Here is a 15,417-nt window from a genome sequence, read left to right on the forward strand (position 1 = left end):
GTCTTCTCGAGCCACCCGCTCGACCCGGAAGGAACCATGGGACGTCACGCCCTCCCCGCAGCACCCGACGCCACCGTCCTCGACCGCAGCACCACCGCACGCCGCGTCGAGACGGAACCCGCACCCGTCGTCCTCCCGTCCGTCGACCGCACCTCGGCCACCCCCGTGCCGGACGCCCACCGCGCCGCCGGGGACGCTGCGCCGATGCGTCGCCCCCGCGGTCGCCGATCGGCCCTCGGACCGGCCGCAGACGCCGCCGCCGTGCAGACGCCGGTCCCGACCGGGGCGACCGAGCGCGTGGCCCCCGTCACCCGGACGCTGACCTCCGCACCCCAGCAGAGCCGCACGGTCCCGACGCCCGTGGTCGCAGCCCCGGTCGAGTCCGCACCGACCACCGGCGCACCGACCACCGGCGCACCGACCACCGGCGCACCGACCGTCGGCGTGCCGGCCCCGGCCGTGTCCCACGGCCACGCCCGCCGCCACCGCGACGAGCGCACCCGCCGCGCCGCCGCCGCGCGCACGGTCGTCGTCGTGCCGCCCGTCGCGGGGACCGTCGTCCTGTCCCGGTCGGCTGCCCTCCGTGCCGAGCGTGCCGTCGACCCGCGCCACATGCGCCGGGCGGCGACCGCCAAGCGCGCCGCGATCCTGCTCGCACCGGCGCTCGCCGTGACCTCGAGCCTCACGCTCTCCCTGCCGGCGACCGCCGCACCGCTCGACGACGCCGGTCAGCCCGTCTCGTCCTCGGCGCCGTACCGCTCGCAGTCCTTCACCGTCGCCCGCGACGTCGAGGTCCCGGTCGTCTCGACCGACGGCATGACCACCACCACGACGGTCGTCTCCTACCCGACGATCGTCACGAAGTGGGGCGTCACGACGGAGCAGGCGGAGCAGGCGATCTCCGCGGCGCTGTCGTCCGGTGGTCCCCGCGCGACGATCATCTCGACCGCCCTGCAGTACATGGGCGACCCGTACGTCGAGGGCGGCGCGAGCCACCAGGGCATCGACTGCTCCGGACTGACGATGGTGGCGTACGCGGCCGTCGGCATCCCGCTCGCGCACTACGTGCCGACGCAGGACGACGTCGCGACGACCATCCCCGCGTCCGAGGCGAAGCCCGGCGACCTCGTGGTGTTCGACGACCAGGACCACGTCGGGATCTTCCTCGGCGACGGGCTCGTGCTGCAGGCGCCGCACCCGGGCGACCCGGTCGACATCGTGCCGGTGTACCCGAACGCCCACCACTTCGCCCGGCTGCTGCCCGCCGGACAGTGACCCTCGGTGCGCGTCGGGCGAACCCGGCGCGCACCACGGACCCGGGACCGGGGCCCGAGACCGCGTGCGCCAGCCCCCCGCCGGCGGACCGACCGCGCGCCTCCGGACCGGCCGCGCGCCTCCGGTCCTGACCGCCGCCCGAACGGGACGCGACCACCTGTCGGCAGTGACCCGACCCGCCGAGCCGGCCCGCGCCTCCCGTCCGCTCCGCCGTCCACACGGCCATGCACCCCGCGCGACGGAGGCCTTGCGCGCCTCCCGTAAACTGGAGTGATGGCCACCGAGACCCGCACCCCGTTCGAAGAGCAGCGTTCTGCTCGTCCGCAGGTGCGGCCGCGCACCGAGGGCTGGACCCAGGCGCAGGACTCCGAGGGCCGTCCCCTCCTGCAGTTCGCGTCGCCCAAGCGAGGCAAGCCGCCGGAGCACCTCGCCGACCTGACCGTCGAGGAGCGTGTGGCGAAGGTGCAGGAGCTCGGACTCCCCGGCTTCCGTGCCAAGCAGCTCTCGACGCACTACTTCACGCACCACACCTCCGACCCGGAGCGGATGACCGACCTGCCGGCCGCACAGCGCGAGCAGCTCGTCGCCGGGATGCTGCCGCCCCTGCTCACCGAGACCCGACGGTTGGCGACGGACAAGGGCGACACGATCAAGTTCCTCTGGAAGCTGCACGACGGCGCCCTCGTCGAGTCGGTGCTCATGCGCTACCCCGGTCGCATCACCCTCTGCGTCTCGTCGCAGGCGGGCTGCGGCATGAACTGCCCGTTCTGCGCGACCGGCCAGCAGGGGCTCACCCGCAACATGTCCACCGCCGAGATCATCGAGCAGATCGTCCGGGCGAACGCGGCCATCGCGGCCGGCGAACTCGGCGGCGACCCGCGCAAGGGCGGCAAGGACCGGGTGGACGCCGAGCGCGTCACGAACATCGTGTTCATGGGCATGGGGGAGCCGCTCGCGAACTACAAGCGCGTGATGGACGCCGTCCGCACGATGGTGGCGCCGCAGCCGCACGGCCTCGGCATGAGCGCCCGCGGCATCACGATCTCGACCGTGGGCCTGGTGCCGGCGATCAAGAAGCTCGCCGACGAGAACATCCCGATCACCTTCGCGCTCTCGTTGCACGCCCCGGACGACGAGCTCCGCGACGAGCTCATCCCGGTCAACTCGCGCTGGAAGGCCGACGAGGCGATCGACGCCGCGTACGAGTACTACGCCAAGACCGGCCGCCGGGTCTCGATCGAGTACGCGCTCATCAAGGACATGAACGACCACGCCTGGCGTGCGGACCTGCTCGCCGACAAGCTCAACGCGCGCGGCAAGGGCTGGGTGCACGTGAACCCGATCCCGCTCAACCCGACGCCGGGCTCGGTGTGGACCTCCTCCGAGCCGCACGTGCAGGACGAGTTCGTCCGTCGGCTCAACGCGGCCGGGGTCCCGACCACGCTGCGCGACACCCGCGGCAAGGAGATCGACGGGGCGTGCGGGCAGCTGGCCGCCGCCGACGAGACGGACGTCTGAGCAGACGCTCGTCCAGGACGATCGTCGATCGACGCGTCCCGAGGAGCGGACGGGAGGCGCGGTGCGGGTTCGCACCGCGCCTCCCGTCGTCCCAGGGGAGCGCTGGTACCCCTGCTTCCCCGTGTTCCCGGGGAAGTCGGGGTACGACACGCCCGGGATGTCAGCGCTGTTGGCGGTGCTGTTCACCTCTGCGTAAAGTAATCACTCGTTGCCGCTGAGGCGGAGAACGGAACGGCCGGGACGGTCGCCAGGTCATCGACTTGGGGATCTCGTCCGCCACGGTTCTTCCCCGGGTAACGAGCCAGCTCCTTCGTGAAGCGCCCTGATGGGTGTGGAGTGTTGGGTGCGTCTGGTCCTTGAGAACTCAACAGCGTGCACATTGTCAATGCCAATTTATTGACCCCGTGCCTGGCTGGCCTTTTGGTTGGTCGGGTCGGAGACAATTCCTTTTGGATTGAAGATTGTCCAGTGGACAGTCGACAGTCAGTTTCAACTCGCTGACACTTCGGTGTTGGTTGTAATTTTTTTACGGAGAGTTTGATCCTGGCTCAGGACGAACGCTGGCGGCGTGCTTAACACATGCAAGTCGAACGATGATCAGGAGCTTGCTTCTGTGATTAGTGGCGAACGGGTGAGTAACACGTGAGTAACCTGCCCCTGACTCTGGGATAAGCGTTGGAAACGACGTCTAATACTGGATAGGACTACTGGCCGCATGGTCTGGTGGTGGAAAGATTTTTTGGTTGGGGATGGACTCGCGGCCTATCAGCTTGTTGGTGAGGTAATGGCTCACCAAGGCGACGACGGGTAGCCGGCCTGAGAGGGTGACCGGCCACACTGGGACTGAGACACGGCCCAGACTCCTACGGGAGGCAGCAGTGGGGAATATTGCACAATGGGCGAAAGCCTGATGCAGCAACGCCGCGTGAGGGATGACGGCCTTCGGGTTGTAAACCTCTTTTAGTAGGGAAGAAGCGAAAGTGACGGTACCTGCAGAAAAAGCACCGGCTAACTACGTGCCAGCAGCCGCGGTAATACGTAGGGTGCAAGCGTTGTCCGGAATTATTGGGCGTAAAGAGCTCGTAGGCGGTTTGTCGCGTCTGCTGTGAAATCCCGAGGCTCAACCTCGGGCTTGCAGTGGGTACGGGCAGACTAGAGTGCGGTAGGGGAGATTGGAATTCCTGGTGTAGCGGTGGAATGCGCAGATATCAGGAGGAACACCGATGGCGAAGGCAGATCTCTGGGCCGTAACTGACGCTGAGGAGCGAAAGCATGGGGAGCGAACAGGATTAGATACCCTGGTAGTCCATGCCGTAAACGTTGGGCGCTAGATGTAGGGACCTTTCCACGGTTTCTGTGTCGTAGCTAACGCATTAAGCGCCCCGCCTGGGGAGTACGGCCGCAAGGCTAAAACTCAAAGGAATTGACGGGGGCCCGCACAAGCGGCGGAGCATGCGGATTAATTCGATGCAACGCGAAGAACCTTACCAAGGCTTGACATACACCGGAAACGGCCAGAGATGGTCGCCCCCTTGTGGTCGGTGTACAGGTGGTGCATGGTTGTCGTCAGCTCGTGTCGTGAGATGTTGGGTTAAGTCCCGCAACGAGCGCAACCCTCGTTCTATGTTGCCAGCGCGTTATGGCGGGGACTCATAGGAGACTGCCGGGGTCAACTCGGAGGAAGGTGGGGATGACGTCAAATCATCATGCCCCTTATGTCTTGGGCTTCACGCATGCTACAATGGCCGGTACAAAGGGCTGCGATACCGTAAGGTGGAGCGAATCCCAAAAAGCCGGTCTCAGTTCGGATTGAGGTCTGCAACTCGACCTCATGAAGTCGGAGTCGCTAGTAATCGCAGATCAGCAACGCTGCGGTGAATACGTTCCCGGGCCTTGTACACACCGCCCGTCAAGTCATGAAAGTCGGTAACACCCGAAGCCGGTGGCCTAACCCTTGTGGAAGGAGCCGTCGAAGGTGGGATCGGTGATTAGGACTAAGTCGTAACAAGGTAGCCGTACCGGAAGGTGCGGCTGGATCACCTCCTTTCTAAGGAGCATCTGGCTCGTCTCGTGTCTGCAGATGCAGGTGTGGGGTGGGTCCAGGCGCCCGGTTCGGACCGAACGTGTCCGACGGGTAGCTCATGGGTGGAACATTGACAGTGCAGGTGGGAGTCATGCTCTCGGCGTCAGTACATCGATCGTTCGCGGTTGGTTGGAAGGGGTCGGGGTGTGGTGAGCATCTGGTGCACGTTGTTGGGTCCTGAGGGACCAGGCTTCCCGGCCCGTTGTGGTTGGGGGTTGAGCCGTCTGGTGCTGCCCTGTGTGGGTGGTGCTGGGGACGCGGTTCTTCGAGTGGGCCATGTGATGCCGGCGCGGTTGCGTTGGTGGAGGATGGTGCCGATCGTATGTTGAGAACTACACAGTGGACGCGAGCATCTTTAGATTCGCGTCATCGCATGATCACCGGCTTCGGTTGGTGGTTGTGGTTGGCGTTGGATCGCAATTTTAATCTTTGTGGTCAAGTTTCTAAGAGCAAACGGTGGATGCCTTGGCATCTGGAGCCGAAGAAGGACGTAGAAATCTGCGATAAGCCTCGGGGAGCTGATAATCGAGCTGTGAGCCGAGGATTTCCGAATGGGGAAACCCCGCCAGGCGCTTTTGTGACCTGGTGACTCCCGCCTGAATATATAGGGCGGGTAGAGGGAACGTGGGGAAGTGAAACATCTCAGTACCCACAGGAAGAGAAAACAACATGTGATTCCGTGAGTAGTGGCGAGCGAAAGCGGATGAGGCTAAACCGATCATGTGTGATAGCCGGCGGGCGTTGCATGGTCGGGGTTGTGGGACACGTCACTCAGTTCTGCCGGACTGGGGCGGTTACAGCGCATCATAGTCGAACCGGTTTGAAAGCCGGGCCGTAGTGGGTGCCAGCCCCGTAGACGAAATGGTGTTATGGCCGGATGTGTATCCCAAGTAGCACGGGGCCCGAGAAATCCCGTGTGAATCTGTCAGGACCACCTGATAAGCCTAAATACTCCCAGATGACCGATAGCGGACAAGTACCGTGAGGGAAAGGTGAAAAGTACCCCGGGAGGGGAGTGAAATAGTACCTGAAACCGTTTGCTTACAAACCGTCGGAGCCTCCTTAGTAGGGGTGACGGCGTGCCTTTTGAAGAATGAGCCTGCGAGTTAGTGATATGTGGCGAGGTTAACCCGTGTGGGGCAGCCGTAGCGAAAGCGAGTCTGAATAGGGCGGTTCAGTCGCATGTCCTAGACCCGAAGCGAAGTGATCTATCCATGGCCAGGTTGAAGCGACGGTAAGACGTCGTGGAGGACCGAACCCACTTCAGTTGAAAATGGAGGGGATGAGCTGTGGATAGGGGTGAAAGGCCAATCAAACTTCGTGATAGCTGGTTCTCTCCGAAATGCATTTAGGTGCAGCGTTGCGTGTTTCTCGCCGGAGGTAGAGCTACTGGATGGCCGATGGGCCTCAACAGGTTACTGACGTCAGCCAAACTCCGAATGCCGGTGAGTGAGAGCGCAGCAGTGAGACGGTGGGGGATAAGCTTCATCGTCGAGAGGGAAACAACCCAGACTACCAACTAAGGCCCCTAAGCGTGTGCTAAGTGGGAAAGGATGTGGAGTTGCACAGACAACCAGGAGGTTGGCTTAGAAGCAGCCACCCTTGAAAGAGTGCGTAATAGCTCACTGGTCAAGTGATTCCGCGCCGACAATGTAACGGGGCTCAAGCACACCGCCGAAGTTGTAGATTTCGCACACAGACAAGCCTTCGTGGTTCAGTCGTGCGGAGTGGTAGGAGAGCGTCGTGTGGCGAGTGAAGCGGCGGAGTAATCCAGCCGTGGACGCCACACGAGTGAGAATGCAGGCATGAGTAGCGAAAGACGGGTGAGAAACCCGTCCTCCGAAAGACCAAGGGTTCCAGGGCCAGGTTAATCCGCCCTGGGTAAGTCGGGACCTAAGGCGAGGCCGACAGGCGTAGTCGATGGACAACGGGTTGATATTCCCGTACCGGCGAACAACCGCCCAAGCTAATCCAGTGGTGCTAAGAGTCCTAACCCGGTTCGTCGGATCCCTTCGGGGTGATGGTGTCCGGTCTAACGCTCGACCCCATGCTGGTGCGGCTAGCGTATGAACAGGTGTGACGCAGGAAGGTAGCTGAGCCAGGCGATGGTATCCGTAAGGTGAACCTGGTGTAAGGATGTAGGGCTGACGATAGGCAAATCCGTCGTCTGTACGCCTGAGATCCGACGCGTACCCGTAAGGGGAAATCAGTGATCCTATGCTGCCGAGAAAAGCATCGACGCGAGGTTGCAGCCGCCCGTACCCGAAACCGACTCAGGTGGTCAGGTAGAGAATACCAAGGAGATCGAGATAATCGTGGTTAAGGAACTCGGCAAAATGCCCCCGTAACTTCGGGAGAAGGGGGGCCGGACACGTGACCGGACTTGCTCCGTGAGCGTTGAAGGCCGCAGAGACCAGTGGGAAGCGACTGTTTACTAAAAACACAGGTCCGTGCGAAGTCGCAAGACGATGTATACGGACTGACGCCTGCCCGGTGCTGGAAGGTTAAGAGGAAGGGTTAGCCCTCGGGCGAAGCTCTGAATTTAAGCCCCAGTAAACGGCGGTGGTAACTATAACCATCCTAAGGTAGCGAAATTCCTTGTCGGGTAAGTTCCGACCTGCACGAATGGCGTAACGACTTCCCAGCTGTCTCAACCGCGAACTCGGCGAAATTGCACTACGAGTAAAGATGCTCGTTACGCGCAGCAGGACGGAAAGACCCCGTGACCTTTACTACAGTTTGGTATTGGTGTTCGGAGTGGCTTGTGTAGGATAGGTGGGAGACTGTGAAGCGGGCACGCTAGTGTTCGTGGAGTCATTGTTGAAATACCACTCTGGTCACTTTGGATGTCTAACGTAGGACCCTGATCGGGTTCATGGACAGTGCCTGATGGGTAGTTTAACTGGGGCGGTTGCCTCCCAAAGAGTAACGGAGGCGCCCAAAGGTTCCCTCAACCTGGTTGGCAATCAGGTGGCGAGTGTAAGTGCACAAGGGAGCTTGACTGTGAGACTGACAGGTCGAGCAGGGACGAAAGTCGGGACTAGTGATCCGGCAGTGGCTTGTGGAAGCGCTGTCGCTCAACGGATAAAAGGTACCTCGGGGATAACAGGCTGATCTTGCCCAAGAGTCCATATCGACGGCATGGTTTGGCACCTCGATGTCGGCTCGTCGCATCCTGGGGCTGGAGTAGGTCCCAAGGGTTGGGCTGTTCGCCCATTAAAGCGGTACGCGAGCTGGGTTTAGAACGTCGTGAGACAGTTCGGTCCCTATCCGCTGCGCGCGTTGGAAATTTGAGAAGATCTATCCCTAGTACGAGAGGACCGGGATGGACGAACCTCTGGTGTGTCAGTTGTTCTGCCAAGGGCACCGCTGATTAGCTACGTTCGGACCGGATAACCGCTGAAAGCATCTAAGCGGGAAGCCGTCTTCGAGATGAGATTTCCATGCACCTTGAGTGTGAGAGGCTCCCAGCAGACTACTGGGTTGATAGGCCGGATGTGGAAGCGGGGACTAACGACCCGTGGAGCTGACCGGTACTAATAAGCCGAAGACTTGACAACACAATTATTTCCCTACCCTTGTGGTGGGGGCTCGCGTCCACTTTGTGGTTCCCGACAGACGATCGGGAATCAAACTGAATACTTCAGCTGAACCAGCATGAAGGAACAGTGTTTGATCCGTTTCGGGTCGACAGTGTTCCGGTGGTCATAGCGAGAGGGAAACGCCCGGTCACATTCCGAACCCGGAAGCTAAGCCTCTCAGCGCCGATGGTACTGCAAGGGGGACCTTGTGGGAGAGTAGGACGCCGCCGGACTCAACTTCACGTACGACCAGGGAACCCCTGACCATTCGGTCAGGGGTTTTCTGCATTCCAGGGCGCTTGGCCCGGACGGTTCCCTCTTGCGTTTCCCGGGCACGTGCCGGCGGCCGGGCGAATGCGTTTCTCGAGCACATGCCAGTTCGGGGTGGCGTGGACGGGAGGAGCGTGGCGGGCCCGTCCCGCGCCTCCCGGCCGGTGTTGATCGGGCCGGTCAGCCGCCCAGTTCGGCGCGCAGGTACGGTGCCGTGCGGCTGTCCGCCGACGCGGCGACCGCGGCCGGCGTGCCGGACGCGACCACACGACCACCGTCGTCGCCCCCGGCGGGACCCATGTCGATGACGTGGTCCGCTCGGGCGACGACGCTCATGGTGTGCTCGACCACGACGACGGTGTTCCCGGCGTCGGTGAGTCGGGCGAGCTGCGCGGCGAGCAGCTCGACGTCGGCCGGGTGCAATCCGGTGGTGGGCTCGTCGAGCACATAGAGCGTGTGGCCCGACCGGGCGCGCTGGAGTTCCGTGGCGAGCTTGATGCGCTGGGCCTCGCCGCCGGACAGCTCCGGCGCGGGCTGTCCGAGACGCAGGTAGCCGAGGCCCACGCTGCGGAGGGCGTCGAGGGCGCGGGCGGCTGCGGGCACGGACGCGAGGGCATCGGCGGCCTGGTCGACGGTCATGCCGAGGACGTCGGCGATCGTCGCGCCGTTCCAGCGGACCTCGAGGGTCTCGTCGGTGTACCGGGAGCCGTGGCACTCGGGGCACGGGGCCCAGCTGCCGGGGAGGAAGAGGAGCTCGACCGAGACGGAACCCTCGCCCTGGCAGACCGGGCAGCGGCCGCCCTCGACGTTGAACGAGAACCGCCCGGCCGACCAGCCGCGGGAGCGGGCCTCGTCGGTGGCCGCGAAGGCCTGGCGGACGGCGTCGAACAGGCCCGTGTAGGTCGCGAGGTTCGAGCGGGGGGTGCGGCCGATCGGCTTCTGGTCGACCTCGACGACGCGCGACACCGTCGGGTGCTGCGTCGCGACCGCGGGGAGGACACCGCCGACGAGCGAGGACTTGCCCGAGCCGGACACCCCCGTCACGGCGGTCATCACGCCGAGGGGCAGGTCGACGTCGAGGCTGCGGAGGTTGTGCCGTGTGATGCCGCGGAGCTCGAGCGTGCCGACCGGTTCGCGCGGCTCGTGCTGCACCGGGGTGGTCCGGGGGTGCAGGTACCGGCGGGTGACGCTCGCCTCGACGTCCGCGAGTCCGTCCGGCGGCCCGCTGTACAGGACGGTGCCGCCGCCGGAGCCCGCACCGGGGCCGACGTCGACGATCCAGTCGGAGCGGCGGACGATGCCCATGTCGTGCTCGACGACGAACACGCTGTTGCCGCTCGCGCGGAGGTCCTCGAGCACCTGGACGAGCGGCTCCGCGTCGGCGGGGTGCAGGCCCGCGCTCGGCTCGTCGAGGACGTACACGACACCGAACAGCCCGCTGCGGAGCTGCGTCGCGATGCGGAGGCGCTGCATCTCGCCGGGGGAGAGCGTCGGCGTCGCCCGGTCGAGGCCGAGGTACCCGAGCCCGAGGCCGGTGAGGACCTCGACGCGGGACAGCAGGTCCGCGGCGATCGACTTCGCCACCTCGGACCGCTCGCCCGAGGTCACGCGGGAGGTCGCCGCGACCGGGTCCGTGAGCTCCGCGGTGGGGCGGAGGACCTCGGCGACCTCGGTCAGCGGCAGGGCGTGGAACTCTGCGATCGACAGCCCGCCGAACGTCACCGCGAGGGCCGCCCGGGTCAGGCCCGAGCCGCCGCAGAGCTGGCACGGCCCGGACTCGACGTACTGCATCGCCTTCTTGCGCTGCGCCTCGCTCTGCGAGTCGGCGAGGGTGTGCAGCGTGTACTGCCGGGCACTCCAGAACCGGCCCTTGTACGGCTTCGCCACCCGGTCGCGTTTCGGGTGCACCTGCACCACGGGCTGCTCCTCGGTGAAGAGGAGCCAGTCGCGGTCCTCTCGCGGCAGCTCGCGCCACGGCCGGTCGATGTCGTACCCGAGGACCGCCGTCACGTCGCGGAGGTTCTTGCCCTGCCAAGCACCCGGCCACGCGGTGATCGCACCGTCCCGGATGCTCAGCGACGGGTCGTGCACGGCGGAGGCCTCGGTCACCTCGTGCGCCGTCCCGATGCCGTGGCAGCGCGGGCACGCCCCGACCGCGGTGTTCGGCGAGAACGAGTCGGAGTAGAGCTGCTCGGCGCCCTCCGGGTAGGAGCCGGCCCGCGAGAACAGCATGCGCGTCGAGTTGCTCAGGGTCGTCAGCGTGCCGACGGTGGACCGGGTGCTCGGGGCGCTGCGACGCTGCTGCAGCGCGACGGCCGGGGGCAGGCCCGTGATCTCGTCGACGTGCGGGGTGCTGCCCTGCGCGATGAGCCGGCGGGCGTACGGGGCGACGGACTCCAGGAAGCGGCGCTGCGCCTCGGCGAAGACCGTGCCGAACGCGAGGCTCGACTTGCCCGAGCCGGACACCCCGGTGAAGGCGACGATGCGGTCGCGGGGGATGTCCACGTCGACGTCGCGGAGGTTGTGCTCGCGGGCGCCGCGGACGCGGATGAAGCCGTCGGGTGCGGGGGTCGTGTCGGTCTCGTGGTGCGGGGCGGGCATTCGTTCGACTGTAGGCGCGGTGGCTGGGCGGCGTTCTGTCGTGGGCGCGGCGGGGCCGCGGGCGCGGCGCCGCCTGCGGTCGGGAGGCGCGTGGCGGGGGTGCGGCGTGCCTCCCGTCCGGTGGGTGTCGGTCGGGAGGCGCGTGGCGGGGGTGCGGTGCGCCTCCCGTCCGGTGGGTGTCGGTCGGGAGGCGCGTGGCGGGGGTGCGGTGCGCCTCCTGTCCGGTGGGGCTCAGTCCTCGCAGCCGACCCCGTCGCCGTCCCGGTCGAGCTTGCGGGAGTAGCCGGGCTCACCGGCGCGGATGGGGGCCGCTCCCGCGGCGCGCACCGCGTCGCAGTTCGCGTAGAACGCCGACGCGGGTGCGGCTGCCGCCGGCGCCGCTGCCGCCTGGGCTGCTGCTGCGGCGGCCTGGGCGTCGGCGGCGGCCTTGGCGTCCGCTGCGGCCTTGGCGTCGGCCGCGGCCTTCGCCGCGGCTTCTGCGGCTGCGCGTTGCGCGGCCTCCTCTGCTGCGCGCTTGGCAGCGGCGTCCGCAGCGACCTTCGCGGCCTCCGCTGCCGCGGCCTGTTCGGCGGCCGCCTTCGCCGCGGCCGCGCTGGCGGTGGAGGTCGGGCTGGAGCTCGACGCGGCTGCGACGAACGCCGCGGCGTCCTCCGAGGAGCCGGCGCTGCATGCGCTCAGGGAGAGGGCGAGGGTGAGTGCGCCGGCGGCGGCCCAGGCGATGCCGAGGCGCTTCGAGGTGCGGGTCATCGGTGACTCCAGAAGGTGAGGGAACCGCAATCATCTCCCGGGGTGGGCGCTCAGCAGCACTCCCCAGAGCGGGGGTGCGTCGCGCCTCCCGTTCTCGTACGGGTGCGCGAGCGACCTCGGGGCGGGGATCGGTGGTCGTCGGTAGGGTCGTGCCGGGGGAACACGATCGGCGAGGGGGACGCATGAGCGACGACGAGCACGTGCGGCAACGCGGCGGGCACCGGAAGCACGGCGGCGGATGGATCGCCGGCAGCATCGTGGCGATCGTGGTGGGCTGGTACCTCGCGCTCGCGTCGGTCCTGTCGACGGCGGGCCCGTGGTCGAGCCGCTGGCCGGACGCCGGGATGCTCATCGCGTACCTGATCGCCGCGGCGCTCGGCTTCGGGGTGCCGCTCTGGGGCTTCACCAGCCTGCGGCGCGAGGGCACGGTCGACCCGAGCGTGAGCATGGTCGGCCCGACGGTCTGCCTGCTCGTGCTGTCGCTCGGCGGCGTGACGCTCCTGCCGTTGCCGCTGGTCCAGGGGTCGCACATGGTGTCCGACGCCGTCGAACGGGCGCAGCCGCCGACCGCTCGTGAGACCGCGCGGACGGTGCCGCAGGCGCAGGAGGAACTCGCAGCCCTCGGTGACCGCGTCGTCGTGGCGATGGGCGGCGACCCCGCCGCTCCGGCAGCCGAGACGGAGACGGACTCGTGCCGCCTCGGGAACCAGGCTCCCGGGACGATGGTGCGGTACTCGTGGTGGCGGGGGACCGCCGATGACGGTCCGGCCGCCGGTGCCGCGCCCGAGGGCGCTGCGGCACCTGCCGAGCCGACGCCCTCGCCGTCCGCGACGGTGTCGGACGCGGAGGGTGTGCGGATGAGTGCGCCCGCGGTCGAGCTGCTGCAGGACGAGGGGTACCACGTGTACCAGCGGTACGACGGGGGAGGCGGCCGCCTGACCACCGACGCGTGGAGGGGGAGCGCGACCGTCGGGCAGCGTGGAGAGAGCCTGCTGTTGGAGAGCGGGTGCCTGGTCGATCCGGACGCGGTGGACGAGGACCAGGACCGTGCGTCAGGCGTTGAGCCTCGGGCGCACGGGAAGGACGAGGGGGATTCGTGATGGACGACACCGCGTGGTCGCCACCGAGGCGGCGGAACGGCATCTGGTGGATCGTGGCGAGCGGGCTGCTCCTGCCCGCGGGGTGGATCGCGTGGCTGCTCGTCGCGCTCGCCGGGTACAGCGGAGCGGGGAACTCCACACACTCGCTCTCGACGCAGACGACGGGGAGCATCGTCGTCACCGTCGTGTGTGCCGGAGTGCCGCTGACCGGCGTCGTGCTGCTGCTGGTGCAGCGACGGCGGGACCCGTCGGTGACGCTGGTCGGGCCGGTGGCGTGCGCGGTGTTCGCGGTCGTCGCGGCCGTGTCGCTCGGCTACCCGACCGTGGAGGTCGCGAAGCACTGGACGGCGGATGCGGAGCGACGGGCGCAACCCCTGACCGCGCTCGAGACGAGCAGGACGCAGGCACAGGCCGAGCGGGACCTCGCCGAGCTGGGCGAGCGTGCCGTGCGGGCACTGGGCGAGGACCCCGGCGCGGGTGAGGTCGGGCTGTTCTCGCGCGGGTGCCCGCTGTCGAACCTCGAGCGGGGCACCGAGTACACGTGGAGGTGGTCGTCGCCCGGCGAGCGCGAGGGCGAGGACGAGCCGGGGACCGAGGCGGACCGCACTGCCGATCTGCTGCCGCAGGACGAGGCCGAACGGCGCCTCGCGGCGGTCCGCGAGGTCTTCCGCGGTGCCGGGCTCCGTGATGTGGACCCGCTCGGCTGGGACGCCCGGGCGGTCGGCGACGACTGGCTCGCGGAGGGGAACGCGGGTGTGAGCCGGACCACCGGCGACGTGGTGATCCAGACGACCTGCTTCGCCGGCGGTCCGGGGGACGGGTACGACGACGATGACGGATGAGCCGGACGCCACCGCGGGCGCTCGTCGCCGGGCACCCGCCGGCGTGTGGGGCGCCTTCGTGGTGGCCGCCGGGTGCACCGTGTACGAACTCCTCGCCGGTGCGCTCGTGGAGTGGACCGGGCTCGGCTTCGTACCGCTGCTCTTCGTGCCGCCGCTGTACCTCACGGCGATCCTGCTGCTGATCTGGGTCGGACAGCAGGGGATCCCGGTGGTGCGGACGTTGGCGGTCGTCCTGGGGATCGTGCTCGCTGCGTCATTGCCGGTCGCAGTCGTCGTCGCGCTGCGGACGTGGAACTGACCACGGTGTTCGCTCCTGCAACGTCCGCTGAGTCCGCTCCGTCGCCGGCGCGTAGACCGGGAGCATGAAGGTCGTCGGAGTCGCAACGTTCGGAGGGCCCGGAGCCCTCGCCGTCCACGAAGTGCCGGAGCCGCACGCCGGCCACGGCACCGTCCGGATCCGGGTGCAGGCGTTCGCCGTGAACCCCACCGACACGGGGGTGCGCGAAGGACAGCGCCCGACCGACACCGAGCCGCCGTACGTGCCCGGGATGGACGCCGCCGGGGTGATCGACGAGGTCGGGCCCGACGTGTCCGACTGGCAGGTCGGCGACGAGGTCATGGCGATGGCCCTCCCGCTCACCGAGCACGGCGGCGCCTACGTCGAGCACCTCGTCGCGCCCGTCGGGTCCTTCACGCGGACCCCCGCCGGCACGTCGATCGAGGAGGCCGCCACCGTCCCGATGAACGGGCTGACCGCGCTGCAGATCCTCGCACGCTCGGGACTCCGTGCGGGCGACACCCTCGCGGTCACCGGTGCCGCCGGGCTGCTCGGGAACTACGTCGTGCAGCTCGCGAAGCAGCGCGGCATCACGGTCATCGCGGACGCCGCACCGAAGGACGAGGAGCTCGTCCGCTCCCTCGGCCCCGACCACGTCGTCCCGCGCGGCGACGGGTTCGCCGCAGCCGTCCGAGGCCTCGTGCCGGACGGGGTCGACGCGCTCGCCGACGCCGCGGTGCAGCGTGAGGAGGTCGTCGAGGCCGTGCGCGACGGTGGCTTCTTCGCCGACGTGCGGGGCTGGGAGGGCAACGGCGCTCGCGGCATCCGGTTCGAGCGGATCATGGTGTTCGAGGAGTACACGTCGTTCGACCTGCTCGAGGAGCTCCGGCAGGCGGTGGAGGACGGGATCCTCACACCGCGGGTCGCGGAGGTGCTGCCCGCCTCGCGGGCGGGGGAGGCGCACGAGCGCCTGGCCGCCGGTGGGACGCGCGGGCGGTTCGTGCTCACCTGGTGAGGGCGGGTCACGGTCGCGACCGTGTGACGGACGGGAGGCGCGGTGCCAGCTGGCACCGCGCCTCCCGTCCGTCCCTGGGGCGCATCGCGTCGCGTCGCGTCGCGTCAC

8 protein-coding genes and 3 rRNA genes are annotated in these 15,417 nt (G+C 67.3%); 9 read left to right on the forward strand and 2 right to left on the reverse strand.

Annotation, left to right across the window (positions count from 1 at the left end; genetic code table 11):
* Window positions 1–36: 36 nt before the first annotated feature.
* The 5 genes from QOL15_RS06065 to rrf all read left to right on the forward strand — a co-directional run bounded on the left by QOL15_RS06065 (window position 37) and on the right by rrf (window position 8,690).
* Window positions 37–1,275 (forward strand): C40 family peptidase, encoded by a 1,239-nt coding sequence (locus QOL15_RS06065; protein WP_071249303.1) that lies wholly within the window; start codon window positions 37–39, stop codon window positions 1,273–1,275.
* A gap of 273 nt (window positions 1,276–1,548) precedes the next feature.
* The gene (gene rlmN, locus QOL15_RS06070; RefSeq protein ID WP_065959908.1) at window positions 1,549–2,793 is read left to right on the forward strand and encodes a 23S rRNA (adenine(2503)-C(2))-methyltransferase RlmN; all 1,245 of its coding nucleotides are present in this window, start codon (window positions 1,549–1,551) and stop codon (window positions 2,791–2,793) included.
* 525 nt (window positions 2,794–3,318) lie between these two features.
* A 16S ribosomal RNA gene (locus tag QOL15_RS06075) occupies window positions 3,319–4,840 on the forward strand.
* Between the two features lie 469 nt (window positions 4,841–5,309).
* A 23S ribosomal RNA gene (locus QOL15_RS06080) occupies window positions 5,310–8,436 on the forward strand.
* Between the two features lie 137 nt (window positions 8,437–8,573).
* Window positions 8,574–8,690 (forward strand): 5S ribosomal RNA (gene rrf, locus QOL15_RS06085).
* Together the 16S, 23S and 5S rRNA genes form the textbook arrangement of a ribosomal RNA operon.
* Window positions 8,691–8,907: 217 nt before the next feature.
* On the opposite strand, the gene QOL15_RS06090 is transcribed toward rrf, so the two are convergent.
* Both QOL15_RS06090 and QOL15_RS06095 read right to left on the reverse strand, forming a co-directional pair.
* Complete coding sequence (locus QOL15_RS06090) at window positions 8,908–11,328, reverse strand: excinuclease ABC subunit UvrA (RefSeq protein WP_071249321.1); 2,421 nt, start codon at window positions 11,326–11,328, stop codon at window positions 8,908–8,910.
* 231 nt (window positions 11,329–11,559) lie between these two features.
* Entirely contained in the window at window positions 11,560–12,075 is a 516-nt protein-coding gene (locus QOL15_RS06095) for an excalibur calcium-binding domain-containing protein (protein ID WP_071249323.1), read from the reverse strand.
* 182 nt (window positions 12,076–12,257) lie between these two features.
* On the opposite strand from QOL15_RS06095, the gene QOL15_RS06100 reads away from it, so the two are divergent.
* The 4 genes from QOL15_RS06100 to QOL15_RS06115 all read left to right on the forward strand — a co-directional run bounded on the left by QOL15_RS06100 (window position 12,258) and on the right by QOL15_RS06115 (window position 15,309).
* Window positions 12,258–13,175, forward strand: a complete 918-nt coding sequence (locus QOL15_RS06100; RefSeq protein ID WP_065962647.1) for a hypothetical protein — start codon at window positions 12,258–12,260, stop codon at window positions 13,173–13,175.
* Window positions 13,175–14,017: a hypothetical protein gene (locus tag QOL15_RS06105; protein WP_071249326.1), complete on the forward strand. Its 843-nt coding sequence runs from the start codon at window positions 13,175–13,177 to the stop codon at window positions 14,015–14,017. Before QOL15_RS06100 ends, QOL15_RS06105 begins: the two co-directional genes overlap by 1 nt.
* Window positions 14,007–14,315, forward strand: a complete 309-nt coding sequence (locus QOL15_RS06110) for a hypothetical protein (RefSeq protein WP_071249328.1) — start codon at window positions 14,007–14,009, stop codon at window positions 14,313–14,315. Before QOL15_RS06105 ends, QOL15_RS06110 begins: the two co-directional genes overlap by 11 nt.
* A 64-nt stretch (window positions 14,316–14,379) precedes the next feature.
* Window positions 14,380–15,309: an NADP-dependent oxidoreductase gene (locus QOL15_RS06115; protein ID WP_071249330.1), complete on the forward strand. Its 930-nt coding sequence runs from the start codon at window positions 14,380–14,382 to the stop codon at window positions 15,307–15,309.
* Window positions 15,310–15,417: the final 108 nt, after the last annotated feature.

The sequence above is a fragment of the Curtobacterium sp. MCBA15_012 genome (assembly GCF_001864935.2).
Lineage (GTDB): Bacteria > Actinomycetota > Actinomycetes > Actinomycetales > Microbacteriaceae > Curtobacterium.